We start from the raw sequence: 25,734 nt of genomic DNA, 5'->3' as shown, positions 1-25,734 counted from the left end.
TTCATGGACATGCCACGCAACCGCTTCAAGGCCGCGCTCCGAGAGGGGCGCCAGCAGATCGGCATCTGGAACACGCTGGGCGGCAACACGGTGCCCGAGCTTCTGGCCGGGTGCGGCTTCGACTGGGTGCTGGTGGACACCGAGCATTCGCCGGTCGAGGCCTGCCAGGTGATGCCGGCGCTGCAGGCGATCTCGGGCTACCCGGACGTATCTGCCGTCGTGCGGCCCGACATCAACGACGTCGCGCTGATCAAGCGCTACCTCGACATGGGCGCGCAGACGCTTCTGATCCCGTATGTCCAGACGCCGGAAGAGGCCGAGGCCGCGGTACGCGCCGTTCGCTATCCGCCGCGCGGGGTGCGCGGCGTGGGCGGATTGGTGCGCGCCAGCCGCTTCGGCAAGGTGGCCGACTATGTCGAGCATGCCGAGGAAGAGCTGTGCCTTCTGGTGCAGGTCGAGACGCAGGAGGCGCTGTCGCGGCTCGAGGAGATCGCGGGGGTCGACGGCGTCGACGGCGTGTTCATCGGCCCGGCCGACCTGGCGGCGAGCATGGGCCATCGCGGGCAGGCGGCGCATCTGGAGGTGGTCGCGGCGATCGAGGACGCCATCGGGCGGTTGAAAAAGACGGGCGTCCCCGCCGGGATCCTGACAGTCGACCCGGCCTTCGCGCGGCGCTGCGTGGAACTGGGCACGACCTTCACCGCAGTGGGCATCGACATGGCGCTGATGCTCGACGGGCTGGCGAAGCTGTCGAATTCGGTGTCGGACCTGCGGTGAGGGACGCGAGTCTTCTGCGAAGACCCGGAGGCCCGTGCCGGGCCTGCCTCCGGCGGGGATACTTGAAGACCGAAGATGAGGCGGGCGCTTTGTCCTTCGGGTGGAGCGCCCTAGCTGCCGGGACATGCGGATCGGCGTGATATCGGACACTCACGGGCTGCTGCGGCCCGAGGCGCTGGCGGCGCTCGAAGGCGTTGCGCACATCCTGCACGCGGGCGACGTGGGCAAGCCGGGGATACTCGAGGCGCTGGAGGAGATCGCGCCAGTCACCGCGATCCGCGGCAATGTCGACACCGCGCCTTGGGCCGCGGCGTTGCCCGACACGGTGACGGTCAAGCTGGGCGGGCGGCGCTTTCACATGCTGCACGACGTCAAGGAGCTGACCGCGCCGCCGCCGGGCGCGGACGCGGTGATCTTCGGCCACTCGCACAAGCCGGGGGCGGAGGCGCGTGACGGGGTGCTGTACCTCAACCCCGGCAGCGCCGGGCCGCGTCGCTTCAGGCTGCCGGTGACGCTGGCCGTCGTCGAGACCGGCCCGGAGGGGTTGCACCACGAGATCCTACCGCTGCTGGACTAGCGCGGTGTGGAACCTGCGCCGGCCGCTCCTGTTCCTGCTCCGTCCGACACCGGCGAGCAGGAGGATGGGGTGCCCGAGGAAAAACGCAGCAGGATCAGAAGAGTGGCGCGGCAGATCTGTGCCGGGCTGCTGGCAATCCTGGCGGCCGTGTCGTTCCTGCCGCTGCTGGAGACCGACGCCTGGTGGATCCGGATCTTCGACTTCCCGCGCATCCAGCTGGCCATCGGGATCGCGCTGCTGGCGGGTCTTCTGGCGGCGCTCGCCTGGCCGCGCGGGCCGGGGCTGGCGCCGGTCGCGCTGGCGGCGGCGGCGCTGGTCTATCACCTGGTGCAGCTTTACCCCTATGCCCCCTTCGCCGAGGAGCGCGCGGCGCAGGTCGCCACCTGCGACGAGGCGCGGCGGCTGAGCGTGCTGGTCGCCAACGTGCAGGAGAGCAACGAGCAGGGGCAGGAGTTCCTGGAGATGGTAGAGCGGCATCCGGCCGACCTGGTCCTCGTGCTCGAGACGGACGACTGGTGGGACCGGCATCTGTCGGCGCTGGACGAGGCCTATCCCCGCCACGTGGGCCACGTGGCCGAGGAGGATGCGGCCTTCGGCATGCACTTATATTCCCGGCATCCACTGGTCGAGCCGGATTTCGTGTACCTCTTCGACGCCTTCACGCCGTCGGTCTCGACCGGCGTGCGGCTGCCGGGCGGAGACGAGGTGCGCTTCCTGGGCCTGCATCCGCGCCCGCCGCAGGCGTGGTCGCAGCCCACGACCTCGCGAGATGCGCACCTGCTGGCCGCCGCGCTTCAGGCCGAGGCGGCCGAGTCCCCGGCGATTCTGGCCGGGGACTTCAACGCGGTGCCGTGGGAAGAGACGAACCGCCGTGCCGCGCGCCTGGGCGGGCTGCTGGATCCTCGGCATGGACGGGGGCTCTTCAACACGTTCAAGGTCGGCAACCCGCTGATCGAGTGGCCGCTCGACCAGGTGCTGTTCCAGGAAGAGCTGGCGCTGGTGTCGTTCGAGGTGCTGCCGGGCTTCGGCTCGGACCACCGGCCGGTGCGGGCCGAGCTGTGCCTGCACCCCGACGCCGCCGCGATGCAGACCCCGCCCGCGCCGCAGGAGGACGATCGGGCCGAGGCGCGCGCCACCATCGCGGCGGCCGAGCAGATGGACATGGCCGCGCCGGCCTCGGAGTGAGCCGGACGCCACTGCTGCCGAAGAAGATGCGGCAGCGGGTGGAACCGGGGCGGCCAAGCCCCCGTTCCTCAACGGTTCCATGCAATCGGGGGAGGGGACGTCGCTTCGTATCGTACACCATCCGCGGGGCCGCCGCCTGATCGTGCTGATGCCGCTGTGGCTGGCGGGGTGCGACGGGCCGCAATCCTGGCTCGCCCCGGCCGGCCGCGGCGCGGACACGGTGGCGGGGCTGTTCTGGGTCGTCGTGCCGGCGGCGGCGGTGATCTGGACGGTGGTGATCGGGCTGGCCGTCTATGCCGGGGCGATCACGCCGCGTCCGCATTCCGAGAAGGGGGCCAGCCGGCTGATCCTGTGGGGCGGCATCGTCGCGCCGACGGCGACGATCTTCGCGCTGATGGTGGTGTCGCTGTTCCTGCTGCGCGACGTCACCGGAAATTCCGCCGACCTGACGCTCAACGCGCGGGGCGAGCAGTGGTGGTGGCGGCTGGCCTACGAGGATCCGCAGGGCCGGCTGGTGCCGGTGCCCAACGAGCTGCGTCTGCCGGTCGGCCATGAGGCCGAGATCCTGCTGACCGCCAACCGCGTGATCCATTCGTTCTGGGCGCCGACGCTGGGCGGCAAGATCGACATGATCCCGGGGCGCGAGAACCGCATGACGCTGACGCCCACGACCCCCGGCGTCTATCGTGGACAATGCGCCGAGTTCTGCGGCGAGGCGCATGCGCAGATGGCCTTCCCGGTGGTGGTGATGCAGCCCGATGCCTTCGATGACTGGCTGGCGGGGCAGGCGCAGCCGGCGCGCGCCCCCGCGACCGAGGCCGCGCGACGCGGGGCAGAGCTGTTCCTGTCCGAGGGGTGCGGCGCCTGCCACACCGTGCGCGGCACGCCGGCCTCGGGCGAGGTCGGGCCGGACCTGACACATGTCGGCTCGCGCCTGACGATCGGGGCGGGCGTGCTCGAGACGTCGCGCGAGGCTCTGATCGACTGGATCGCCGCGCCCGAGGTGGTCAAACCCGGCGCGCGGATGCCGGGCTATGCCATGCTGAGCGAGGCCGAGCTGGGATATCTCGCGGATTACCTGATGGGGCTGGAATGACCGACGCCGAGGCGAACCGGGCCGACCGCCCCTCTCCGCAGGACGACCCCGAGCTGCGAACGGCGCAGGAGGAGCGGCTGAAGGCGGTCTGGAAGGAACCGACCGGCTGGCGCTATTTCTCGGCGGTCAACAACGACATCGTGGGCAAGTGGTACACGCTGGGGGCGTTCTTCTTCTTCGCTTTCGCCGGGGTGCTGGCGCTTCTGATGCGCACGCAGCTGATGTTCCCCGACAACGACTTCCTGTCGATGGAGCTTTATAACCAAGCCTTCACGATGCACGGGACCATGATGATGTTCCTGTTCGCCGTGCCGGTCTTCGAGGCGGTGTCGATCATGCTGCTGCCCGAGCTTCTGGGCAATCGCGACCTGCCGTTTCCGCGCCTGTCGGCCTTCGGCTTCTGGTGCTTTATCATCGGCGGCGTGTTCGTCACCGGCTCGATCTTCTTCGGCGCGGCGCCGACGGGCGGCTGGTTCATGTACCCCCCGCTTAGCTCGGAGCCGCAGCAGATGGGCATCGGCGCCGACATCTGGCTGCTGGGCCTGAGCTTCATCGAGATCGCGTCCATCGCCGCGGCGGTCGAGCTGATTGTGGGCGTGCTGAAATCGCGTCCGCCGGGGATGCGGCTGAACCTGATGCCGCTTTACTGCTGGTACGTGCTGGTCGTGGCCGGGATGATCCTGTTCGCCTTCCCGCCGCTGATCGCCGGCGACCTGCTGCTCGAGATGGAGCGCGCCTTCGACTGGCCGTTCTTCGACCCCGAGAGGGGCGGCGACCCGATCCTCTGGCAGCACCTGTTCTGGATCTTCGGCCACCCCGAAGTCTACATCGTCTTCCTGCCCTCGATCGCCATCGTTGCGACCATCGTGCCGACGTTCGCGCGGGTGCCGATGGTGGGTCATTCGTGGGTCGTGCTGTCGGCCGTGGGCACCGCCTTCATCAGCTTCGGGCTGTGGGTGCACCACATGTTCACCACGGGGCTGCCGAACATCTCTCTCGCCTTCTTCTCGGCCGCGTCCGAGGCGGTGGCGATCCCGACGGGGGTGCAGATCTTCGCCTTCATCGCGACGCTGCTGGTGGGGCGGGTGACGTACTCGGTCCCGATGCTCTATGCCACCGGGGCGCTGGCCATCTTCGTGGCCGGCGGGCTGACCGGCGTGATGGTGGCGATGGTGCCGTTCGATTTCCAGGCGCACGACAGCTACTTCGTGGTGGCCCACCTGCATTACACGCTTATCGGCGGCGTGCTCTTCCCGCTTCTGGGCGGGATCATCTACTGGTACCCGTTCATGACCGACAAGCTGCTGTCGGACAGGCTGGGCAAGTGGGCGTTCTGGCTGATGTTCGGCGGCTTCAACATCGCCTTCCTGCCGATGCACCTGACCGGCGCGCTGGGAATGCCGCGCCGCGTCTGGACCTATGCCGAGGGGCTGGGCTGGGACGAGCTGAACATGATCTCGACGCTCGGCGCCTATTTCATCGGCGCGGGCTTCGCCGTCTTCGCCTGGGACGTGCTGCGGCCCAAGGGCAAGCAGCCCTACGCCCCGCGCAACGTCTGGAACGCGGGCACGATGGAGTTCAGCCAGCTCGTTCCGGCCGAGCACTGGGGCGCGCGCTGCGTGCCGGTGATCACCACCCGCTACCCCCTGTGGCAGCAGGAGGGTTTCCTGAAGGACCTGGACGAGGGACGCTTCTATCTCAACGACGCCGAGGAGGGGAAACGCGAGACGATGGTGACCTCGGTGCTCGACGCGGACCCGATGCAGGTGCTGCGCGTGCCGGGGCCCAGCTACAAGCCGATGGGCGCCGCCGTGTTCGTCGGGCTGCTGTTCATCCTGGGAACCTTCGGCCTTTATGCCGCCGCCGTGATCTGCGGGGCGGTCGGCGGGGTGGTCATCCTGTGGTGGCTCTGGACCGGCACCTCGCCCATTCCCGAGAAAGAGATGAAACACGCCGGCCGCGGCGTCCATCTGCCGCTTTACCGCGCGGGGTCGGACTCGGTGGGATGGTGGGCGATGTTCATCACCATGATCGGCGATCTGACCGCGTTCTTCGGCCTAGTCTTCGCATTCTTCTTCTTCTGGACCATCCACCCCGACTTCCCGCCGCCCGGCGCCGACATTCCCGAGTTCTGGCTGGCCTGCCTGGGAATCGTGCTGGCGGGGCTCGCGTGGCTGACGGTCTGGCGCGGGCAGGCGCGCCACCATTCCGGATCCGTACGCGCGGCGCGCTTCGGCCTTCCGGCGGCGTCGCTGCTGGCGGCGGGCGCGGTCGCGGCCTTCATCGAGTCCGCGCGCCGGGGCGGGTTGGTGCCCACCAGCCACGCCTTCGACGCGACCTGCTGGATCATCGTGCTGTGGCTGGGCCTGCACTTCGCGGCGGGCGTCGTCATGCTGCTCTACTGCCTGGCGGGCAGCTTCACCGGCAAGATGACGCCGCGCTATGACGCAGACTTCGCCAACGTGCTTCTCTACTGGCACTTCATGCTCGTGACCGCCTGCATCACCTTCGCGCTTCTGGGCCTCTTCCCGCTTTTGACCGGAGACGGACCGTGACGAAGATCGACGAACGCGCCCGTGACGCCGAACTTTCGCACACCCCGCCGGGCGAGGAGCCGCCCAAGCGGCTGCTGGAAGAGGGGTCGGTCTGGATCATGATCGCCGCGCCCTGCATCTGGGCGCTGCACTTCCTGTTGTCCTACTGGGCCGCCGCGGTCTGGTGCGCCAAGCTGGCCGACCGGTACGACCCGATCCTGCCGGTGCGGGCCGGGGTGGCTGTGCTGACGCTGGTCGCGTTGGCGGTGGTGGCGTGGCTCGCCCGCTACGCCGTGCGCCGCTACCAGGGCCGGCTGCTGATACAGGAGGACCTGACCGAACACAGCGAGGCCGAGAGGACGCGATTCCTGGGCCACGCGACGCTGCTTCTCTGCGCGCTCTCCGCCGCCGCCATCATCTTCGACTCGATGCCCATCCTGGTGTTCGATTCATGCTATTAGGTTCGCCCCACTCCGACGTACATCCCGAGCGGGGGCGGGCATGAGGCTGCCGGGCCTGCACTCCCGCCGCGGGCAAGCAGGCTGGATCGCCGGCGCGGCGGTGGTGGTCCTCGCGCTCTTCGTCTGGGTCGCGCCCTACAACATCGCCGCGCGCCTCCCGCATCTGCCGGGGGTGTCCTGGCTGCTGCACACCTACATGCAGAACGCGGTGCGCACCTGGTCGCTGGGGACCGAGGCGCCGGACTGGTACGACGAGGATGACCCTGCGCTCGTCCGGCTGGGCGCGGGACATTTCGAGACAGGTTGCGCCCCCTGCCACGGCGCGCCGGGCCGCCCGCCGAATCCGGTTACCCGCGGAATGCGCCCCGCGCCGCCGCCGCTTGATGAGCCGGCGGCCGACTACGCCCCGCGCGAGTTGCACTGGATCGTGCGCAACGGCTTCAAGTACACAGGTATGCCGGCCTGGCCGAGCGCCGATCGCGAGGACGAGCTTTGGGCGCTGGTCGCCTTCCTGCGCGACTACCCGGCGCTCGACGCCGAGGATTATGCCGCGCTCGCCTATGGCCCGAGCGCGCCGCCGGACCTGAACGCGGCGCGCCGGATCACCTTCGGCGGCCTGAACGACCGGCTGGACGAGCTGACCGACACCTGCGCGCGTTGCCACGGCGAGGATGGCCTGGGCCGCGAGGGCACTGCCCCGCGCCTTGCCGGTCAATCGCAGGCTTACATGGAGGAAACCCTCGACGCCTACGCCAGCGGCTTGCGCCCCAGCGGCATCATGGAGCCCGTCGCGGCTACGCTTTCGCAAGCTGAGATCGCGCAGCTCGCGGAGCATTACGCCGGCCTTCCCGCAGGCCCCGCCGCGCCTGCCGACCCGGACCGTGACGCGCTGATCACCGAGGGCGCGGCGCTGGCGAAGCTGGGCGATGCCGAGCGCCCGTCCTGCCTGTCATGCCACGGCGAAGGCGGCGAGGTGCGGCGCAACCCGCTGTTCCCGCGCATCGCCGGGCAGGACGAACGATTTCTGCTGGTCTGGCTTCGGCTCTGGCGCGACCGTCCTTTCGGCGGCACGCCCTATGCGCAGGTCATGCACGAGGCCGCGCGCTGGCTGACGGACGCGCAGACCGAGGCGCTGGCCGCCTATTTCTCGACGCTCGACCCCGAGAGCCGCAGCGACCCCGCCGAGTGAGGCGGGGCGCAAGACGGTTGGGGCTGTCGGACATGAGGGGGCCGGCCTGCGTATACTCGGCGAGCCGAAGAACGGTGTCCTGCCGGAGCGCCCTCCCACGTCCAGACACCACGCACGCATCCTGTTCGGTCGTCGCATGGCGTTCCCGCGCGGGACCGCTCCATGACGGCCGCGGGCACTGAGCACGCATTCAGCCGTCGATCATCGTGCCGTCCGGCGCCAGATCGACCCAGCCTCCGCGATCGGCCGAGGCGTACATCGACTTGATCAGCGCCACGTCGCGCAGGCCCATCGCGCCCGGCGTGCGCGGCTCGAACCCCTCGCGCACCGCGCGCGACAGGTGGTCGATCTCGCCCGTGAACTGCCGGGCCGAGGTCGCGCCCACCGGCACCACGCGACTGCCCACCTCGGGCCCAGTCTCGTGCAGCTCGTTCCCGCTATAGGACGTCGCCGGATCCAGCAGGCCGGTGCCCTGCGTTCCCAGCATCTGGATGCGGTTTTCCGACATCGTGTAGGACGTCGCCAGGTTGGCCAGCGGGCCCGACTCGAAGCGAAGCTGCGCGGTCAGCATGTCCTCGACCTGTTGGAAGCGGATGTCGTCGGGCGGGTTCTGGATTGTGGCGACCAGCGAGGTCGGGGGCTCGTCCAGGAACCACAGGATGCCGTTCAGGGCATAGATGCCGATGTCCATCATCGACCCGCCCCCGGCGAGGTCGCGCAGCACCCGCCACTCGTCGCGCGGGCGCGACAGGTCGAGCGGGCGCATCGTGGTGCCCAGCACCATCTTCACGTCGCCGAAAGCGCCGTCCCGCTTCATCTGCACCGCGCGCTGGTTGTGCGGCTCGAAATGCGCGCGGTAGGCGATCATCAGCTTCCGGTCGGCCGCATCGGCGGCGGCGATCATGGCGCGGCATTCCTCGACCGTGTTCGCCATGGGCTTTTCGCACATCACGTGCTTGCCCGCCTGCAACGCGCGGATCGTGTACTCGGCGTGCAGCCCGTTGGGCAGGACGATGTAGACGATGTCGATGTTCGGGTCGTTGGCGATGTCGTCGAACGAGTCGTAGTCGTAGATCGCCGCGTCCGGCACGCCGTAGTTCTCGGCCACCCTCTCCGCCTTGTCGGCGTTGCCCGACACCAGCGCCGTCAGCCGGGCCGTCTGCGAGCGGATGATCGCCGGGATCACGTGGTTCAGCGCGAAGGCCCCCACGCCCACCACGGCCCAGCCCAGCCGTTCGCCGGGCGGCAGCGGCATATCGAGCTCGGCCTCCGGAAACGGGCGGCCGGTGGCCGCGTTGGGGATGTCTGGCAGCTCGGCCGGCTGGGCGCGGCCGCCATTGGCCGACAGCGCGCCCGCGACGGTGCCGGTCGCGCCGGCCAGGAAGGTGCGGCGCGACAGCGCGGGAAGGGTGGGGAAGGTCGGTGGCATCGGGAACTCCTGCGGGTGGATGCCGCACAGCCGGAGCGCGCGGCGTCCCGGCACAACCGCCCGCGGCCCCGACCGTTCCCGCGGTGTCGTGCCCGCGCTACTCGCCCTCGATCCGGTCGGCGAAATCCAGCGCCGCCTGGTTGCGCCGTTCGTGGATGACGGCGAGGATCACCGGGCCGTCCTCCTCGGGCAGATAGAAGATCACGTAGCCCCGGTGGCGCAGTGACCGCAGGCCCGGCAGGAACGCTTCGCGCGCGCGGCCCATCATCGGGAAGTCCGACAGCCGCTCGATCGCCTCGATCAGCCCTTCGAGGAAGTCGCGCGTTCGCGCCTCGCCCCAGTGATCCTCGCCCCAGGCGCGGATCGCCAGCAGGTCCGCCCGCGCGCGGGGCTTGAGCCGGACCTTCACCCGTCAGCCGTGCGGCGGCAGCAGCAGCTCGCGCAGGTCTTCCTCCTGCGTGGGCTCCTCGGCGGCGGCGGCAAGGTCGCGGCGCAGAAGGTAGAACGCCGCCGCGCCGTCATCCTCCATCAGTCGGCGCAGGCCCGCCCGCACGACTTCCGAGAGATTGGCGTAGACGCCCGCCTCGACCTGCCGCTCGGCATAGTCCTGCATTGCTTCGGGAAGCGAGATGTTGGGCATGGTCAGCCCTCCGATGTCCTGTTCCGCCAATATTTGGCCGAACGCGCCCTCCGTCAAGCGGCGACGCGCCGGAGCCTACCCGGAAAACGTCCCGCTTCACAGCGCCAGGGGCGCGGTCGCGCCGCTTTCCTCAAGCTGCCAAACGGCGGTCCAGTCGCCGTCTTCGCGTTCGAGCATCAGGTAGTTCCGTTCGGCCGCATAGATCCGGCGCAGGCCGGGAAGCGGGTGCAGGCGGATTGGGTGCTCTTTCAGCGGCGCCTCGCCCAGCCGGGCCAGCGTGCCCAGCCCGCGCGCATAGGCCTTTGGCGGCGCGGGGTGTGAGATGCCCGAGGCAACGAGCTGGTGCAGCGGCCCGTCATCGGTCCGCATCGTGCCGCGCGTGGCCAGGTGGATCTCGCCCGACAGTACCGTCAGGCTGGTGTCGTCGCGGCCATGCACCTCGATCAGCGCGCGCAGGAAGTCGCGCCACTCGTCCCGGTGCGCGCGGCTTTGCCACTGGTCGCGCAGGTCGTCCTCGTACTTCTCCATCCGCTTGGTGAGCTGCATCAGTTGCTCGACCAGCGACAGGCGCGGCCCCAGCGCCGGGACGCTCGACATCAGCAGCACCTTGCCCGGCCCCGCCTCGTCGAGCGCGCGGCGCAGCACGTCCCAGCCTTCCGCGTCCATCACCCGGTCGGGCCGGCGGGACGAACGGAGGTCGGGCGCGATGACGCTGAGGCCGGGCAGGGCGACGGACCACGTCAGGCTGCGCCCGCTGCGGTCGGGGCAGATTTCGGGGATCTCGTCCGGGGCATGACCCTGCTGGAACAACAGGAACGCCTCGCGCGCGGTGTCGAACAGGATGCGGCCCACGGGCGAGTCCAGTGCGGCGGCGGGCAGCGAACCCCAGCCGTCGCAGATGTCGTGATCGTCCCACATGGCGAGCGAGGGCACCCGCGCCGTGACCGCGTTGTAGCTGCGCTGCGCCAGCTGGCGCGCGTAGCGGTCGAAGAACGCACGCGCCAGAGTCTCGCGCAGGTCGTGTTCCTGCTCCGGCGTCAGCGTGTCGGGCAGATCCTCGGGCCAGCCGCGCGACAGCGGGTGCGCGTCTGTAACCTCGTCGGCATAGATCTGGTCGCCGCCGTGCAGGATCAGGTGCAGCGGCCGGCGCGCGTTCTGCTTTCCCAGGTGGCGCCACATCGCGTTGCGCGCGCGTTCCGGCCGGTCGAGGTCGCCGTGCTCCTGCCCGTTGCAGGACACGTAGGCGATGCGCAGATCGCCCGTCGTGTCGGCATCGACCGCGTGGCGCGCGCCGTCGAATTCATACCACGCGTCGTTGCGGGGCGGCAGGTCGAAGGCATAGCGCCAGACCGTCGCGCCAGCGCGCGTGACGAGCTTCTCGGGCGCGTGGGTGTCGCCTTCTGTGCGCAACTCACCCGGAGGCGCGCCCTCGGGCCGGACCACGAGCGCGGCCAGCCGCATCCCCCCGGCCCCGGCGTGCCGGAGAAACAGGATCGGCGCCGTGGCCGGCGCGTCGGTCTGGGTGTCGGACATGCCTGCCTCCGTGACTGCTCTCGGATGCAACTATGTGCTGCCGAAGGGCGAGGGAACCACCCTCGTGCAAGGCGGCGGAGGTAACCCGTGGATTACCCCGCGCCCCGGTGGCGCTTCGGGGCGTCCTGTCATCCCAGTGCGAACGGGACCTCCCGCCCCACGCGCCGGTATTGACCGAGCGGCTCGACTTCCCGCTCTCCGCTTTGCCTCAATCGCAGCGTCGGGAGGTTCCCGCGTCCGCGGGAATGACAGCTGAGGCGGCGAGCCCCGCCCACCGTGCCCCCCCGCCCGGGCCCGCGGCCGGGCTCTGCCCTGCGGGTGGTGAGGACCTCCGGCCGATCTTCGTGTGGCAGGCCGGGGCGGGCGGCGAAGGCTCAGTCCTCTTCCAGTTCCACCAATGCGCCGCGTTGGCTCACCACGCGGGCGGCAACGGTCATGCCGCGGCGCACGGCGTTCTCGAGGGAGCCGCCGGTGAGGTGGACGGAGAGGAACCCGGCGTCGAAGGAGTCCCCGGCGGCAGTGGTGTCGACCACCTGCGCCACAGGCTCGGGGTGGAAAACGTGCTCGCCCGTCTCCGCCGACCAGACGTGGAGCGCAGCCGGGCCGTTCTTCACCACGACCAGCTTCGCCCCCAGTTCGCGGTAGCGGGCGATCGTATCCTCCGGCGTGATGTCACCGTAGAGCGACTGCTCCTCGTCGAAGGACGGAAGCACCACGTCCGAGGCCCGCGCGCCCAGCGTCATGCCCGCGCGCATCTCGGCCTCGTCCCGCCAGAGGCGCGGGCGCAGGTTGGTGTCGAACACCGTCATCCGCCCTTCGCGCGCCTTCTGGAGCCCGGCGCAGAGGCGGCGGCGGGCATCGGGCGACAGGATCGCCAGCGTGATGCCCGAGATGAAGATCACGTCGGCCTCGGCCAGCACGCCCGCCAGCCACGCGGGGTCGTCGGCCAGCGTCTTCGCCGCCGACTGTCCTCGCCAGTACGAGAAGCTGCGCTCCCCGTCCTTGAGCTGGATGGTGTAGAGGCCGACGGTGCGGTCGTGCAGGCGGCGGATGGCGCCGGTGTCGATCCCGTAGCCCTGCATCATCGCCAGCATGTCGTCGGACACCGCGTCGTCGCCGACGCAGGTGCCGTAGGCCACGCGCCAGTCGTCCGGCAGAAGCTTGCGAGCGTAGTAGGCGGTGTTGAACGTGTCCCCGGCGAAGCCCATCCGGAACAGGCCGTCCCCGGCCGGGGCCAGTTCGACCATGCATTCGCCGAGGGACAGGAAGGTCTGTGTCATGGGGCCTCCGCCGGGGATGGGATCACAGCAGGCCGCGGCCCGCGAGGTTCCGCATAAGGGCCGAGGCGCCGAAGGTCCACTCCGGGCATTCGGTCGAAAGCCGCACCACGTTGCGCAGCTCGCCCAGCTTGTCCTCGCGGATCGTCACCACGTCGCCCGCCTTGTGGGTGAAGCCCTGCCCGTCGGCGTCGCGGTCCTGCGTCGGCGCGAAGAGTGTGCCGAGGAACAGGAAGAAGCCGTCGGGATACTGGTGATGGCGGCCGATGGTCTGGCGCACGATGTCCTCGGGGTCGCGGCTGATCTTCGTCATCGAAGAGCGGCCGTCGAGCACGAAGCCGTCCTCGCCCTCGACCCTCAGCGTCAGCTCGGCCTCGCGCACGTCGTGCATCGAGTAGTTCTCGTCGAAGATGCGCAGGAACGGGCCGATGGCGCAGGAGGCGTTGTTGTCCTTGGCCTTGCCCAGCAGCAGCGCCGAGCGGCCCTCGACGTCGCGCAGGTTCACGTCGTTGCCGATGGTCGCGCCGCGCGGACGGCCCTGGCTGTCGATTGCCAGCACGATCTCGGGTTCGGGGTTGTTCCAGCTGGAGATCGGGTGGAGGCCCACCGACGCGCCCCAGCCGACCGAGGCCATGGGCTGACACTTGGTGAACACCTCGGCATCGGGTCCGATACCGACCTCGAGGTACTGCGACCAGAGCCCCTCGGCCTGGAGCACCTGCTTGACCTGCATCGCCTTGTCGGAGCCGGGTTTGATGCCCGACAGGCTGTCGCCGATGATGCCCGCGACGCGCTGGCGGATGTCGAAGGCGAGGTCGGCGTCGCCGGCCGCCTGCTCCTCGATCACGCGCTCGACCATGGATTCGGCGAAGGTCACGCCGCTGGCCTTGATCGCCTGCAAATCGGGCGGAGCGAGGAAGCGGGGGACGCTGGACTCGCCGAGTTCGTTGGAGCCGGCGGCGACCTCTTCAAGCGTGCCGATGGCCTCGCCCTTTGCATCGCGGAGGTAGTCCACGAGGTCGTCACGCTCCAGCAGGTCGCGCATGGTCGGCGCTTCCTGCGAGGTGATGTCGTGCAGCGTGTCGCCGCGCAGCAGGGCGAGCGAGGGGCCGATGCCGGGCCGCCACACGCGGGTGACGAGAAGGGCGTCGCCGGGGAGGTCGTTGTCGAGGGGGAGGGTCATGGGGCGCTCCGGTTGGTCGTGTGGGATTGAGTTGGTGGCTCGCGCCGGGAAGACGAGGGCAGCGTCCGCCCGTGGTGGGCGCTGCCCGGCGTGGCCGCCGGGCGTGCGGGTTGTGAGGAGCGCGCACTTGTCCTTGCGGCGGGCCGCTGGTTGCCGTTGCAAAGTCGAAATGAGCGCGCGCCGCGTCCATCACTTGCCCCAGCGCAGGACGAGCGGGTCGAGGGGGCGGAGGAGCTCCATCAGCATCGCGCGGGTGTCGGGGTGGAGCGGCGGGATCGGGTGGCGGCAGAAGTCGGACCTGATCACGCCGCCCTCCACCATCGCGGCCTTGGCCGAGCGGAAACCGCACTGGCGGTTCTCGTGGTTCACCGCCGGAAGCACGCGGGCGTAGCCGTCGAACGCCGCCTGCCGGTTGCCGGCAAGGAAGTCGCGCACGATTGGGCCGATCAGGTCGGGGATCATGGCGCTGGTCATGGTGCCGGTCGCGCCCGCGTCGAGGTCGGCGAGAAGGGTGATCGCCTCTTCCCCGTCGAAGGGCCCCTCGATGGCGTCGCCGCCCTCGGCGATGAGCGTGCGGAGCTTGGCGGCGGCCTGCGGGCACTCGATCTTGAAAAGCTTCAGCATCTCGATCTCGCGCGCCATCTTCACCAGCAGCGGCACCGGCAGGTCCACGCCCGAGAGCGGCGCGTCCTGCACCATGATCGGGATGCCGACCTCGCCCACGGCGGCGAACTGTTCGTAGGTCTGCTGCGCCGTGCCCTTCATCAGCGCGCCGTGGTAGGGCGGCATCATCATGACGATGTCCGCGCCGAGGTCTTTCGCAAAGCGGGCGCGCTCCACGACGATGGGCGTGGCATAGGCGCTGATGGTGACGATTACCGGCACCCGGCCCGAGACGTGTTCGAGGCAAAGGCGGGTGAGCGTCTCGCGCTCGGCGTCCGAAATCAGGAACTGCTCGGAGAAGTTGGCGAGGATGCAGATGCCGTCGACGCCCTGATCGATCATGCAGTCGAGCACGCGCTTCATGCCGGGAAGGTCGAGCGTGCCGTCGTCGTTGAAGGGCGTCGGCGCGACGGGCCAGATGCCGGAATATGTCATGGGGTCTCCGATGTCTGTCTGGATACGGTGAAGGCGCGGTCGAGCTCGGGGTTGAGCTCGAGCCCCAGGCCGGGGCCGGGGGGCACGGTGATCTGTCCGTTCTCGACCGGCGGCAGGGCGGTGACGAGGTCACGGTACCAGGTGCGGTAATAGGCGCGCACGCTTTCCTGGATCAGCGCGTTCGGCATGGCGAGCGACAGGTGCGTCGAGGCGGCGAGCACCACCGGCCCTGTGCAGTCGTGGGGCGCGATAGGAAGCTGCGCGGCCTCGGCCATCGCGGCGATCTTGCGCGCCTCGGTCAGGCCGCCGCACCACGCGACGTCGAGCATGATCACGCCGGCCGCACCGGTTTCGAGCAGGTCGCGGAAGGCGCCGAGGCCGCCGAGGGTCTCGGAGGCGCAGATGGGCGCGGGCGAGACCTCGGCGTAGCGCTTGAGGAGAGACAGGCTCTCCATCTTCAGCGGGTCCTCGTGCCAATAGGTGCCGTAGGGGGCGAGCGCGCGGGCGATCTTCATCGCGGGCAGGAGTTTCCAGAGCGAGTGGAACTCGACCATGATGTCCATGCGGTCGCCCACGGCGCGGCGGATCTTCTCGAACGGCTCGAGCGCGGCGGTCAGGTCGGCGGCGGAGATGTCCCAGCCGTCGGTCTTCTCGGCGGCGGCGTCGAAGGGCCAGATCTTCATCGCCGTGATGCCGTCGCCGAGCAGAGATTCAGCCAGCTCGTCGCCGCGGTGAAGAAAGCCGTTTAGGTCGTCGAAGTCGCCGCCCCGGCCCAGCCCGTAGTTCCCGGTCTGTTGTCCCTTCGCCTCGGCCATGTATCCGGTGCCGGCGCAGGTGTTGTAGGTGCGGATACGCTCGCGCGTGAAGCCGCCCAGAAGCTGCGCGACCGGCTGGCCCGTGGCCTTTCCGTTCAGGTCATGGAGCGCGATGTCGAAAGCCGAGTTGGCGCGGCTTTCGACCCCGGTGGAGCGGAAGCCCAAATATCCTTTGACCTTGCGCGACAGGTGCTCGATCCGGCGCGGGTCCTCTCCGATCACCAGCGGGGCGAGGGTTTCGTGGACATGCGCCTCGACTGCGCGGGCGCCGAAGAAGGTCTCGCCCAGGCCGGTCAGCCCCTCGTCCGTGTGGACGAGCAGCCAGAGCAGGTTGGGGCGCTCGGCGATGCGGATGGTTTCGAGCTTCGTGATCCTCATGCGACCTCCACGGCCGAAGCGATGGCGAGGGCGACGACGGCGAGCATCGAGCCCGCCATGACGAAGTTGATCCGCCGCTGCGCGCGCGCGCTCAGGTCCAGCCGATGCAGCGCGGCCCCGGCCCAGAGCCAGGCGAGGTGGATCGGAATCCAGATCAGGTTGACGATGACGAGCTTGGTCGCCGTCTCGACGGCGAGGCTGGCGGGATAGAAGGCGAAGCCGGTGAAGAGCGCGGTGTTCACGGCATAGGCCTTGGGATTGATCGCCTGAAGCGCGATCCCCGCGCCCGCGCCGGGGGCCTCGCGTGCCTCGATGAAGGCAATCTTCGATCCGGCGAAGGCGATCTTGGCGGCGAGGTAGAGAAGATAGGCGATCGAGGCCGCCATCAGCACGCTGCGAACCCACGGCACGCCCAGCACGATGGCGGCAAGGCCCGAAATCACGGCGGCGGCGACGAGGTTCGTGCCGATGAACAGGCCCGTGACGTAACGCAGGCCGAAACGGAAGCCGAAGGCCGAGCCGACGCCGGCGGTGGAGAGCACGCCAGGCCCGGGCGTCACGATCAGGAAGAAGACCGCCGCGGCGAAAGTCAGCATCGGCGCCTCGGCGCCGTGTCCGTGGTCTCGGTCATCCGTGTCCCCCCTGGCCGCCCGGTCCGGGGGCGGCTTGCATGGTCGCCAAAATGGTATACCATTTCGCAGCAGCATCAAGGCGGTTCCCGGAGCCGCTGCAAGGGAGCGATTTCATGCAGATTTTCGACCTGAGCGGGCGCACCGCGCTGGTCACCGGTTCGTCCATGGGCATCGGCAACGCGCTGGCGCGGGGGCTGGGGCAAGCAGGTGCGCGCGTCGTGCTGAACGGGCGCAACACCGAGCGGCTGGAAGAGGCGGCCGAGGCATTGAGGGCCGAGGGTGCGGACGTGGGCGTGCTGGCTTTCGACGTGTGCGACGCGGGCGCCGTGCAGGAGGCCGTCGACCGGTTCGAAGCCGAGGAGGGCGCGCTCGACATCCTGGTGAACAATGCCGGGATGCAGCACCGCGCCCCGCTCGAGGAGTTTCCGGTCGAGGCGTTCGAACGGCTGATGCGGACGAACGTCGAGTCGGTGTTCCTGGTGGGGCAGGCGGTGGCGCGCCACATGATCCCGCGCGGACAGGGCAAGATCGTCAACATCGCCAGTGTGCAGACCGCGCTCGCCCGGCCGGGCATCGCACCCTACACCGCCAGCAAGGGAGCGGTGGCGAACCTGACCAAGGGCATGGCGACCGACTGGGCGCGGCACGGGCTGAACTGCAACGCCATCGCGCCGGGCTATTTCGACACGCCGCTGAACGCCGCGCTGGTCGCGGACCCCGAGTTCTGCACCTGGCTGGAAAAGCGCACGCCCGCCGGGCGCTGGGGCCGGGTCGAGGAACTGGTCGGCGCCTGCGTGTTCCTGTGTTCGGACGCCGCGAGCTTCGTGAACGGGCACACCCTGTTCGTCGACGGCGGGATCACCGCGAGTTTGTGAGGGAGGAAAGATGAGCGACAAACCGACAATCGGCTTCATCGGCGTGGGCTACATGGGCCACGGCATGGCGAAGAACATCCTGAAGGGCGGCTATCCGCTGTGGGTGAAGGGCAACGTCAACCGTTCGCCGGTGCAGGACCTGGTCGAGCAGGGGGCGCAGGAGGCGTCCTCCCCGCGCGAGATGGCGGAGCACTGCGACATCATCCATATCTGCCTGTCGAACTCGCCCCAGGTCGAGGCGATCGTGCGGGGCGAGGACGGGATCCTGGCGAGCGGGAAGAAAGGGCTGATCGTCATCGACGCCACGACCTCGGATCCCGTCTCGACCGAGGCGCTGGCCGAGGAACTGGACGACGCGGGCATGACCATGGTGGACGCACCCCTGGGGCGCACGCCGGCCGAGGCCGAGGCAGGCACCCTCGACGCGATGGTGGGCTGCTCGGACGAGACGTTCGAGAAAGTGCGCCCGGTGATCGAGTGCTGGGCGGGCAACATCAACCACGTCGGGCCCGTGGGCAGCGCGCACAAGATGAAGCTGATCATGAACTTCATCTCGATGGGCTACGGCGCGCTGTTCGCCGAGGCTCTGACGCTGGGCGCGAAGGTGGGGCTGTCGCCGCAGACCATCCAGAAAGTCATCGGCGGCAGCCGCCTGTCGAACGGCTTCTTCGAGACCTTCATGCGCTATGCCGTGGACCGCGACCGCGACGCGCACAAGTTCACCATCGCCAACGCCAGCAAGGATGTCCGCTATGCCGCGAACATGGCGAGTGCGGCAGACGTGATGAACCTGATGGGCGCGTCGATCAAGCACTACTACACCCACGTCGAAGCCATCGGGAAAGGCGGGGACTATGTCCCGATGCTCGCCGACCATGTGGCGCGGCTGAATGGCATCAACATGGCCGCCGAGGTGGAGAAAGGAAAGAAGTGACAGGGACGGCCGCGAGAGCGGCCGTTCTTCGTTCCAGGGAGGAGAGACATGCTGACGGCCGAGCAGAAACGCTTCTACGGCGACAACGGCTATCTGATGGTCGAGAACGCGGTCACGCCCGAGCAGCTGGGTGAACTGCGGCGCATCGCCTACGAGTTCATCGACCGCTCGCGCGCGGTGAGCGAGAGCGACGACGTGTTCGACCTCGACTCGGGGCACAGCGCCGAGACGCCGCGGCTGACGCGGATCAAGCTGCCCCACAAGCAGCACCCGTTCTTCTGGAAGGTGCTGCAAGACTCACCCATGCCTCGGGTGCTGAACGACCTTCTCGGGCCGGACACGCTGCTTCAGACCTCGAAGCTGAACACGAAGGCGCCGGGCGGCGGGGCGGCGGTGGAGTGGCACCAGGACTGGGCTTTCTATCCACATACCAACGACGACATGCTGGCCTTCGGCCTGATGCTCGAGGACGTGGACGAAGAGAACGGCCCGCTGATGGTGGTGCCCGGCACCCACAAGGGGCCGCTTCTGAGCCATCACCACGACGGGCGCTTCTGCGGCGCGATCGACCCCGACGACCCGCTGTTCGAGAAGGACCGGATCGTGACGCTGACCGGAAAGGCGGGCAGCATGACGGTGCACCACGCACGCACGCTTCACGGCTCGGCCCCGAACATGAGCGACCGCAACCGGCTGATCCTGTTCTACGAGTGCCACGCGGCGGACGCCTGGCCGCTTCTGGGCTCGAACAGCTATATCCACTCGATCGGGCAGCAGAGGTTCTGGGCGGACCTGCAGGAGCGGGTGATCACGGGCGAGGTGTGCCTGACCCCGCGGCTGGAGCCGGTGCCGGTGCGCATGCCGCTGCCGCCGGCAAAGGACGCGAGCTCGATCTTCACCATGCAGAAATCCGGCGGGGCGAAGAGCGCTTTTGCCTGACGAGCGCGGCTGGCGCAAAGCAGTCGCGCGATTTCGTCAGTATACAGGCGCGCCCGAACGCGGTAGAGGTGCACATCTGGCCCGTCGATTCGACGAGGCCGCCGACGCTGTTGCGTCGCCCATGCACCTTCCAGATCGGCTTTCGATGATCCAGACCCTTTCCGACGCGCTCGCCGAGCGCGGATACGACACGCTGACGCCCGTTCAAAAGGCCGTCACCGACCCCGACCTGCAAGGCGCCGACCTGCTGGTCTCGGCTCAGACCGGCTCGGGCAAGACGGTGGGCTTCGGGCTGGCCATCGGGCCGACGCTGCTGGACGCGGAGGGCACGCTGGGGCCGGCGGCGGCGCCCTTGGCGCTGGTCGTCGCGCCCACGCGCGAACTGGCCTTCCAGGTGATGCGCGAGCTGTCCTGGCTTTATGCCAAGGCGGGGGCGCGCGTCGCCTCGTGCGTGGGCGGGATGGACATGCGCGACGAGCGCCGGGCGCTCGAGCGCGGTGCGCACATCGTGGTGGGCACGCCCGGACGCCTGCGCGACCACATCCAGCGCGGTTCGCTCGACATGAGCAGCCTGCGCGCGGTGGTGCTGGACGAGGCGGACGAGATGCTCGACCTGGGCTTCCGCGAGGACCTGGAGTTCATGCTGGGCGAGGCCCCCGAGGAGCGGCGTACGCTGATGTTCTCGGCCACCGTGCCGCCGATGATCGCCACGCTCGCGCAGCACTACCAGCGTGACTCGGTGCGCGTGACGACGCTGTCGGACCGCAGCCAGCACGCCGACATCGCCTATCAGGCGCTGAAGGTTGCGCCGCAGGACGCCGAGAACGCGATCATCAACGTGCTGCGTTACCACGAGGCGCAGAACGCCATCGTCTTCGCCAACACGCGGGCCACCGTGAACCGGCTGACGGCGCGCTTTGCCAACCGCGGCTTCGCCGTCGTCTGCCTGTCGGGCGAGTTGAGCCAGAACGAGCGCAGCCACGCGCTTCAGGCGATGCGCGACGGGCGGGCGCGGGTCTGCGTGGCCACCGACGTCGCCGCGCGCGGCATCGACCTGCCGAACCTTGAACTGGTGATCCACGCCGAGCTTCCCTCGAACGCCGAGGGGCTTCTGCACCGCTCGGGGCGGACCGGGCGCGCGGGGCGCAAGGGGATCTCGGCCCTGGTTGTGCCGCCGAAGGCGATGAAACGCGCCGAGCGCCTGCTGAAAAGTGCCCGCGTCACGGCCGAGTGGACCACCGCGCCCGATGCCGAGGACATCCTGCGCCGCGACGAGGAGCGGCTGCTGTCCGACCCGGCCTGGGACGCCGAAATGAGCGAAGCGGAGGCCGATTTCGCCGCCCGCCTGCTGGCGCAGCGTGCGCCCGAGGCTGTGGCGGCGGCCTATCTGCGCCTGTACCGCACCAAGCATTCCGCGCCCGAGGAGCTGTCGGCGCCAGACGCGCGCCCCGCGCCGCGCGAGCGCGCGCCGTTCGGGCCGAGCGCCTGGGTCGCGCTGTCGGTCGGGCGCGACGACCGGGCCGAGCCGCGCTGGCTGCTGCCCCTGCTGTGCCGCGCCGGCGGCCTGGACAAGGACGTGATCGGCGCGATCCGCGTGCAGAATTCCGAGACGTTCGTGGAGCTGGCCGAAGCCCGTGTGCCCGACTTCCTGGCGTCGCTGGGCGAGGGCGGCGTTCTGGAAGAGGGGGTGAAGGCCCGCCTTCTGGATGGTGCGCCCGAGATGGGCACGGCCCCGGCGGCGGCGCGGCGGGCGACACCCGCGGCACGTCCATCGCGCCCGGCTCCGGAAGTCACGTCCGGCGAGGCCGCCCAGGAGACGCCGCGGCGTGAACAGCTTCGGCGCGATCCGCAGCCGCGCCGCGAGGCCCCGCCGCAGCGGGAGCCGTCGGCCGCGCCGTCGAAGCCATCCGCACGTGCCAAGCCGCGCGCGACGGGGCCCGAGCGGAAAGCGAAGGCGGAAGCAGGTCCGACCGGTGGCAAGCGCAAGGCCGAGTGGCGGCCCGCAGGGACCGACAAGCGCGGCGGAGCGACGGCACCACGCGGCAAGGGGCCCGGTACGGGTGCTACGGCGCCGCGGGGAAAGGGGCCTGGCGCGGGCCTGCGGCGGAGTTCTGCCGCCTCTGACACCTCCAAGCGGTTCACGCCGCCTGGCGGCGCGGGCGGTGGCAAGCCGCAGCGTGGGACGGCCGGCAAACGGACCGAGGGCGGATCGGCGCGGCCAACACGCCAGAAGCGCTAGGCGGGCTTCGGGCGGAGCAGGGGGGGGTTCCCCCCCGTCCGAGGATATTTCAGGACCGAAGATGCACGAAGGCTGACGGCTCAGAGCAGGGCCTGCAGGAGCCAGAGGCTGCCCATTCCGGCGACGATGGCGGCGACGACGCCGAAGCGGAAGCCGGCGGCGAAGGCGGCGATGGCGCCGAGAAGGCGGGCGGGTTCGATCTCGCCCCCCGTGGCATCGGGCCACAGCACGAGCGGCGTGACCAGCGCCGGGAACACCGCGACGGCCACGTAGCGCAGGTGGAGGAGAAGCCAGCCCGGCAGCTCTTTCCCTCCGAAGAAGCCCAAAAACGAAAACCGGATCAGGAACGTGCCGATGCCCAGCAGGATCGTCACGATCCAGAACGATGTCGTGTCGATCATGTGCGGGCCTCTGTGCGGCGCTTGAAGAAAAGCTCGGCTTGCGCGCCGGCGATGATGGCAAGGAGCGCGGCCACGATCAGGCCGAAGTTCCACGGCAGCCAGGCGAAGGCGATGGCGGCGACGACCGAGACGCCGGCGGAGATCACGTGGGGGCCCGAGCGCAGCATCGGCGCTGTCAGCGCGATGAAGCAGACCGGGACCGCGAAGTCGAGCGACAGCGAGGCCGGGATCGCGCGCCCGAGCGCGGCGCCCAGGAAGGTGCACGCGTACCAGATGGGGCAGATCAGCGCCATGCAGCCGAAGTAATAGGCGACCTTCTGGCCGCCGGTCATCTTCGGCTCTTCCTCGTATTTCTTCGCGGCGACGGCGAAGGCCTGATCGACCATGAGATAGGCGATCAGCGCGCGCACGCCGAGCCGGGCGTGGCCGAGGTGCGGCACCAGCGCCGCCGAGTACATCGCCATGCGCAGGTTCACCGCCAGCGCGGCGAGAAGCACGATGAAGACCGGGACGTTGTCCTGCAGCAGTGCCAGCGCCGTGAACTGCGACGCGCCGGCGATCACCAGCACCGACATCGACATGACCTGCAGCAGGTCGAGCCCGGCGTCGCGGGCGACCACGCCGAAGAGCAGCGAGAAGGGCACGACGATCAGCACGAAGGGGCTACAATCGACGAGGCCCTGCACGAAGGGGCGGGCCGTGCGGGGGCCGGGGTCGGCGACGGCGGCGGGGCGGGTCATGGTGTCTCCGGATCGGGGCGGCGCGGTGGGGCCGCGAATGGCTCTTGCATTTGGTATACCAAATCGGTTTGCTGTCACAAGGCACACACGGGCCGCCCCCGCGGCGGCCCCGTTCGACGTGAAAAGGGAGGGCCGCTCGCCATGGGCGATATGCGCGCGCACAAGAAATTCAGGTCGCAGGAGTGGTTCGACAACCCGAACAACCCCGGCATGACCTCGCTTTACCTGGAGCGGTACCAGAACCAGGAATATACCCGCAAGGAGCTGCAGAGCGACCGCCCCGTCGTGGGCATCGCGCAGACGGGCAGCGACATCGCGCCCTGCAACAAGATCCACGTCTTCCTGATGGACCGCGTGAAGGCCGGCATCCGCGACGCGGGTGGCATCCCGATGGAGTTCCCGGTCCACCCGATCCAGGAGACGGGCAAGCGCCCGACCGCCGCGCTCGACCGCAACCTGGCATATCTCGGACTGGTCGAGGTGCTGCACGGTTATCCGATCGACGGCGTCGTGCTGACCACGGGCTGCGACAAGACCACGCCCGCGATGATGATGGGCGCGGCGACGGTCGACCTGCCGGCCATCGTGCTGTCGGGCGGCCCGATGCTGGACGGGTGGTGGAACGGCAAGCTTGCCGGGTCCGGTACCATCGTCTGGGAAAGCCGCCGTCTGCTGGCCGAGGGCAAGATCGACTATGAGGAGTTCATGGAGCGGGTCTGCGCGTCGGCGCCGTCGCTGGGGCACTGCAACACCATGGGCACCGCCTCGACCATGAACGCGATGGCCGAGGCGCTCGGCATGTCGCTCACCGGTTGCTCGGCAATCCCCGCGCCGTTCCGCGAGCGCATGGCGATGGCCTACGAGACCGGGCGGCGCATCGTCGAGATGATCTACGAAGACCTCAAGCCCTCGGACATCCTGACGCGCGAGGCGTTCGAGAACGCGATCGTCGTGAACTCGGCCATCGGCGGCTCGACGAACGCTCCGCCGCACCTGCAGGCCGTGGCGCGGCACGCGGGCGTCGATCTGAACGTGAAGGACTGGCAGACCGTCGGCTTCGACGTGCCGCTGATGGTCAACATGCAGCCGGCGGGCGAATACCTGGGCGAAAGCTTCTTCCGCGCGGGCGGAGTGCCGGCGGTGATGGCCGAATTGCGCAAGGCCGGGCGCATCCACGGCGGCTGCATGACCGTCACCGGCAAGCCGATGGACGAGAATCTGGAGGGCCGCGAAAGCCGCGACACGCGGGTGATCACCACGTACGCCGAGCCGATGCGCGAGAATGCGGGCTTCCTGGTGCTGTCGGGCAACCTGTTCGACTCGGCGCTGATGAAGACCAGCGTCATCTCGCCCGACTTCCGCAAGCGGTTCCTGTCGAACCCCGGGCACGAGGACATCTTTGACGCGAAGGCCGTGGTGTTCGAGGGGCCCGAGGATTACCACGACCGGATCAACGACCCCTCGCTGGACATCGACGAGAAGACGATCCTGTTCATCCGGGGCGTGGGCTGCGTGGGCTACCCCGGCTCGGCCGAGGTGGTGAACATGCAGCCGCCCGACGCCATGATCCGCGAAGGCGTGAATCACCTGCCGACGGTGGGCGACGGGCGGCAGTCGGGCACGTCCGAAAGCCCCTCGATCCTCAACGCCTCGCCCGAGGCGGTGGTGGGCGGCGGGCTCGCCTTCCTCAAGACCGGGGACAAGGTGCGGCTCGATCTCAACGCCTGCACGCTGGACGCTCTGGTGGACGATGCCGAGTGGGAGGCACGGAAGGCCGACTGGACGCCGCCCGAGATCCATCACCAGACGCCGTGGCAGGAGATCTACCGCAAGAACGTGGGCCAGCTGGCCGATGGCGGCTGCCTGGAACTCGCCACCGCCTACCAGAAGGTGCGGCGCGAGCTTCCGCGCGACAACCACTGAAGACGGGGGCGCTCCGCCCCCCTTCCTTGTCTCACATATATCCCCGCCGGAGGCCCCGCGTCGCCTCCAGCGGCGCGTTTCCGGAGGACACATGACCCGCAATATCCTGATCACCGGCGCAGGCAGCGGCATCGGCCGCGTGACCGCGCGCCTGTTTCTCGACAGCGGCTGGACGGTCGCGCTGGCCGGCCGCCGGGCCGAGGCTCTGGAGGAGACGGCCGGGGGCCACGGCGACGCGCTGATCCTGCCGATGGACGTGACCGACCCCGACCAGGTGACCGCGCGCTTCGTCGAGATCGCCGACACCTGGGGTCGGCTCGACGTGCTGTTCAACAACGCCGGCATCAACATCGGCAGCGCTCCGATCGACGAGATCCCGGTCGAGGACTGGCTGGCGCTGTCGAACACCAACATCACCGGCATGTTCCTGTGCGCCCGCGCGGCCTTCGGGTTGATGCGGCGTCAGGACCCGCAGGGCGGGCGGATCGTCAACAACGGCTCGATCTCGGCCCATGTGCCGCGGCCGGGGTCGGCGCCCTACACGATGTCGAAGCATGCGGTGACGGGGCTGACGCGAACGCTGTCGCTGGACGGGCGGCCGTTCAACATCGCCTGCGGGCAGATCGACATTGGCAATGCGCTGACCGACATGGCCGAGAAGATGACCCGCGGCGTGCCGCAGGCGGACGGGTCCGAGAAGGTCGAGCCCGTGATGGACGCGGCGCACGTCGCTTCGTCCGTCATGCACATGGCGAGCCTTCCGCTCGAGGCGAACGTGCAGTTCATGACGGTGATGGCGACCGCCATGCCGTATGTCGGGAGAGGCTGAGGAGCATCGGACGCGGGCGACTGGATCGACCGCGTCTGCCTGACCCGTGA

At 69.4% G+C, this 25,734-nt stretch carries 24 protein-coding genes; 13 read left to right on the top strand and 11 right to left on the bottom strand.

The annotated features are described in order from the left end of the window. Positions 1–3: 3 nt before the first annotated feature. From BM162_RS09680 to BM162_RS09650, 7 genes are all read left to right on the top strand, one after another. Positions 4–777 (top strand): HpcH/HpaI aldolase family protein, encoded by a 774-nt coding sequence (locus tag BM162_RS09680; protein ID WP_093421003.1) that lies wholly within the window; start codon positions 4–6, stop codon positions 775–777. A 136-nt stretch (positions 778–913) separates the two neighbouring features. Next, the gene (locus BM162_RS09675; RefSeq protein ID WP_245759222.1) at positions 914–1,354 is read left to right on the top strand and encodes a metallophosphoesterase family protein; all 441 of its coding nucleotides are present in this window, start codon (positions 914–916) and stop codon (positions 1,352–1,354) included. Between the two features lie 102 nt (positions 1,355–1,456). After that, complete coding sequence (locus tag BM162_RS09670; protein ID WP_093420996.1) at positions 1,457–2,539, top strand: endonuclease/exonuclease/phosphatase family protein; 1,083 nt, start codon at positions 1,457–1,459, stop codon at positions 2,537–2,539. A gap of 79 nt (positions 2,540–2,618) precedes the next feature. Then, entirely contained in the window at positions 2,619–3,635 is a 1,017-nt protein-coding gene (locus BM162_RS09665) for a cytochrome c oxidase subunit II (RefSeq protein WP_093420994.1), read from the top strand. Further along, a complete protein-coding gene (locus BM162_RS09660; protein WP_093420991.1) occupies positions 3,632–6,190 on the top strand; it encodes a cbb3-type cytochrome c oxidase subunit I in 2,559 nt (852 codons plus the stop codon). The genes BM162_RS09665 and BM162_RS09660 overlap by 4 nt, the downstream gene beginning before the upstream one ends. Further along, positions 6,187–6,630 (top strand): hypothetical protein, encoded by a 444-nt coding sequence (locus BM162_RS09655; RefSeq protein ID WP_245759221.1) that lies wholly within the window; start codon positions 6,187–6,189, stop codon positions 6,628–6,630. Before BM162_RS09660 ends, BM162_RS09655 begins: the two co-directional genes overlap by 4 nt. A 40-nt stretch (positions 6,631–6,670) precedes the next feature. Continuing rightward, on the top strand, positions 6,671–7,819 hold the full coding sequence (locus tag BM162_RS09650; RefSeq protein ID WP_093420989.1) for a c-type cytochrome: 1,149 nt from the start codon (positions 6,671–6,673) through the stop codon (positions 7,817–7,819). A gap of 190 nt (positions 7,820–8,009) precedes the next feature. Here BM162_RS09650 and BM162_RS09645 read toward each other — a convergent pair whose 3' ends face one another. The 9 genes from BM162_RS09645 to BM162_RS09605 all read right to left on the bottom strand — a co-directional run bounded on the left by BM162_RS09645 (position 8,010) and on the right by BM162_RS09605 (position 16,768). Continuing rightward, positions 8,010–9,248: a Gfo/Idh/MocA family protein gene (locus BM162_RS09645; RefSeq protein WP_093420987.1), complete on the bottom strand. Its 1,239-nt coding sequence runs from the start codon at positions 9,246–9,248 to the stop codon at positions 8,010–8,012. Positions 9,249–9,345: 97 nt separating this feature from the next. Next, entirely contained in the window at positions 9,346–9,657 is a 312-nt protein-coding gene (locus BM162_RS09640) for a type II toxin-antitoxin system RelE/ParE family toxin (RefSeq protein WP_093420984.1), read from the bottom strand. Between the two features lie 3 nt (positions 9,658–9,660). Then, the gene (locus BM162_RS09635) at positions 9,661–9,888 is read right to left on the bottom strand and encodes a type II toxin-antitoxin system ParD family antitoxin (protein ID WP_093421136.1); all 228 of its coding nucleotides are present in this window, start codon (positions 9,886–9,888) and stop codon (positions 9,661–9,663) included. 96 nt (positions 9,889–9,984) lie between these two features. Continuing rightward, entirely contained in the window at positions 9,985–11,421 is a 1,437-nt protein-coding gene (locus BM162_RS09630) for an alkaline phosphatase D family protein (RefSeq protein WP_093420981.1), read from the bottom strand. A gap of 374 nt (positions 11,422–11,795) precedes the next feature. Next, complete coding sequence (locus BM162_RS09625) at positions 11,796–12,701, bottom strand: sugar kinase (RefSeq protein ID WP_093420978.1); 906 nt, start codon at positions 12,699–12,701, stop codon at positions 11,796–11,798. Between the two features lie 22 nt (positions 12,702–12,723). Continuing rightward, positions 12,724–13,881, bottom strand: coding sequence for a fumarylacetoacetate hydrolase family protein (locus BM162_RS09620; RefSeq protein ID WP_093420976.1), 1,158 nt, complete (start codon positions 13,879–13,881; stop codon positions 12,724–12,726). 189 nt (positions 13,882–14,070) lie between these two features. Beyond that, entirely contained in the window at positions 14,071–14,979 is a 909-nt protein-coding gene (locus BM162_RS09615) for a dihydrodipicolinate synthase family protein (protein WP_093420973.1), read from the bottom strand. After that, complete coding sequence (locus BM162_RS09610; protein WP_093420971.1) at positions 14,976–16,172, bottom strand: mandelate racemase/muconate lactonizing enzyme family protein; 1,197 nt, start codon at positions 16,170–16,172, stop codon at positions 14,976–14,978. The genes BM162_RS09615 and BM162_RS09610 overlap by 4 nt, the downstream gene beginning before the upstream one ends. Continuing rightward, entirely contained in the window at positions 16,169–16,768 is a 600-nt protein-coding gene (locus BM162_RS09605) for a LysE family translocator (RefSeq protein ID WP_093420968.1), read from the bottom strand. Before BM162_RS09605 ends, BM162_RS09610 begins: the two co-directional genes overlap by 4 nt. A gap of 149 nt (positions 16,769–16,917) precedes the next feature. On the opposite strand from BM162_RS09605, the gene BM162_RS09600 reads away from it, so the two are divergent. The 4 genes from BM162_RS09600 (at position 16,918) to BM162_RS09585 (ending at position 21,791) form a co-directional block, all read left to right on the top strand. Continuing rightward, a complete protein-coding gene (locus tag BM162_RS09600; RefSeq protein WP_093420965.1) occupies positions 16,918–17,679 on the top strand; it encodes an SDR family oxidoreductase in 762 nt (253 codons plus the stop codon). A 10-nt stretch (positions 17,680–17,689) separates the two neighbouring features. Next, the gene (locus BM162_RS09595; protein WP_093420963.1) at positions 17,690–18,613 is read left to right on the top strand and encodes an NAD(P)-dependent oxidoreductase; all 924 of its coding nucleotides are present in this window, start codon (positions 17,690–17,692) and stop codon (positions 18,611–18,613) included. 48 nt (positions 18,614–18,661) lie between these two features. Continuing rightward, positions 18,662–19,552, top strand: coding sequence for a phytanoyl-CoA dioxygenase family protein (locus tag BM162_RS09590; protein WP_093420960.1), 891 nt, complete (start codon positions 18,662–18,664; stop codon positions 19,550–19,552). Between the two features lie 145 nt (positions 19,553–19,697). Beyond that, complete coding sequence (locus tag BM162_RS09585; protein ID WP_093421134.1) at positions 19,698–21,791, top strand: DEAD/DEAH box helicase; 2,094 nt, start codon at positions 19,698–19,700, stop codon at positions 21,789–21,791. An 80-nt stretch (positions 21,792–21,871) separates the two neighbouring features. Here BM162_RS09585 and BM162_RS09580 read toward each other — a convergent pair whose 3' ends face one another. Further along, positions 21,872–22,192: an AzlD domain-containing protein gene (locus BM162_RS09580; protein WP_093420958.1), complete on the bottom strand. Its 321-nt coding sequence runs from the start codon at positions 22,190–22,192 to the stop codon at positions 21,872–21,874. Further along, positions 22,189–22,932, bottom strand: coding sequence for an AzlC family ABC transporter permease (locus tag BM162_RS09575; RefSeq protein WP_093420955.1), 744 nt, complete (start codon positions 22,930–22,932; stop codon positions 22,189–22,191). The genes BM162_RS09580 and BM162_RS09575 overlap by 4 nt, the downstream gene beginning before the upstream one ends. A 141-nt stretch (positions 22,933–23,073) precedes the next feature. Here BM162_RS09575 and BM162_RS09570 point away from each other — a divergent pair, with 141 nt between their 5' ends. Then, positions 23,074–24,855: an IlvD/Edd family dehydratase gene (locus tag BM162_RS09570; protein ID WP_093420953.1), complete on the top strand. Its 1,782-nt coding sequence runs from the start codon at positions 23,074–23,076 to the stop codon at positions 24,853–24,855. Positions 24,856–24,946: 91 nt separating this feature from the next. After that, positions 24,947–25,684, top strand: a complete 738-nt coding sequence (locus tag BM162_RS09565) for an SDR family oxidoreductase (RefSeq protein WP_093420950.1) — start codon at positions 24,947–24,949, stop codon at positions 25,682–25,684. Positions 25,685–25,734: the final 50 nt, after the last annotated feature.

This window comes from Tranquillimonas alkanivorans (genome assembly GCF_900115595.1).
Classification (GTDB): Bacteria; Pseudomonadota; Alphaproteobacteria; order Rhodobacterales; family Rhodobacteraceae; genus Tranquillimonas; species Tranquillimonas alkanivorans.
This window is presented reverse-complemented; position numbering and strand designations above follow the sequence as displayed.

Excerpts from the sequence above, each read along its gene's own strand:
- BM162_RS09580 (WP_093420958.1), bottom strand. The coding sequence starts at position 22,192 with ATGATCGACACGACATCGTTCTGGATCGTGACGATCCTGCTGGGCATC.
- BM162_RS09590 (WP_093420960.1), top strand. The coding sequence starts at position 18,662 with ATGCTGACGGCCGAGCAGAAACGCTTCTACGGCGACAACGGCTATCTG.
- BM162_RS09650 (WP_093420989.1), top strand. The coding sequence starts at position 6,671 with ATGAGGCTGCCGGGCCTGCACTCCCGCCGCGGGCAAGCAGGCTGGATC.
- BM162_RS09610 (WP_093420971.1), bottom strand. The coding sequence starts at position 16,172 with ATGAGGATCACGAAGCTCGAAACCATCCGCATCGCCGAGCGCCCCAAC.
- BM162_RS09585 (WP_093421134.1), top strand. The coding sequence starts at position 19,698 with ATGATCCAGACCCTTTCCGACGCGCTCGCCGAGCGCGGATACGACACG.
- BM162_RS09660 (WP_093420991.1), top strand. The coding sequence starts at position 3,632 with ATGACCGACGCCGAGGCGAACCGGGCCGACCGCCCCTCTCCGCAGGAC.
- BM162_RS09595 (WP_093420963.1), top strand. The coding sequence starts at position 17,690 with ATGAGCGACAAACCGACAATCGGCTTCATCGGCGTGGGCTACATGGGC.
- BM162_RS09645 (WP_093420987.1), bottom strand. The coding sequence starts at position 9,248 with ATGCCACCGACCTTCCCCACCCTTCCCGCGCTGTCGCGCCGCACCTTC.
- BM162_RS09665 (WP_093420994.1), top strand. The coding sequence starts at position 2,619 with ATGCAATCGGGGGAGGGGACGTCGCTTCGTATCGTACACCATCCGCGG.
- BM162_RS09615 (WP_093420973.1), bottom strand. The coding sequence starts at position 14,979 with ATGACATATTCCGGCATCTGGCCCGTCGCGCCGACGCCCTTCAACGAC.
- BM162_RS09680 (WP_093421003.1), top strand. The coding sequence starts at position 4 with ATGGACATGCCACGCAACCGCTTCAAGGCCGCGCTCCGAGAGGGGCGC.
- BM162_RS09605 (WP_093420968.1), bottom strand. The coding sequence starts at position 16,768 with ATGCTGACTTTCGCCGCGGCGGTCTTCTTCCTGATCGTGACGCCCGGG.
- BM162_RS09620 (WP_093420976.1), bottom strand. The coding sequence starts at position 13,881 with ATGACCCTCCCCCTCGACAACGACCTCCCCGGCGACGCCCTTCTCGTC.
- BM162_RS09625 (WP_093420978.1), bottom strand. The coding sequence starts at position 12,701 with ATGACACAGACCTTCCTGTCCCTCGGCGAATGCATGGTCGAACTGGCC.
- BM162_RS09575 (WP_093420955.1), bottom strand. The coding sequence starts at position 22,932 with ATGACCCGCCCCGCCGCCGTCGCCGACCCCGGCCCCCGCACGGCCCGC.
- BM162_RS09600 (WP_093420965.1), top strand. The coding sequence starts at position 16,918 with ATGCAGATTTTCGACCTGAGCGGGCGCACCGCGCTGGTCACCGGTTCG.
- BM162_RS09570 (WP_093420953.1), top strand. The coding sequence starts at position 23,074 with ATGGGCGATATGCGCGCGCACAAGAAATTCAGGTCGCAGGAGTGGTTC.
- BM162_RS09565 (WP_093420950.1), top strand. The coding sequence starts at position 24,947 with ATGACCCGCAATATCCTGATCACCGGCGCAGGCAGCGGCATCGGCCGC.
- BM162_RS09630 (WP_093420981.1), bottom strand. The coding sequence starts at position 11,421 with ATGTCCGACACCCAGACCGACGCGCCGGCCACGGCGCCGATCCTGTTT.
- BM162_RS09635 (WP_093421136.1), bottom strand. The coding sequence starts at position 9,888 with ATGCCCAACATCTCGCTTCCCGAAGCAATGCAGGACTATGCCGAGCGG.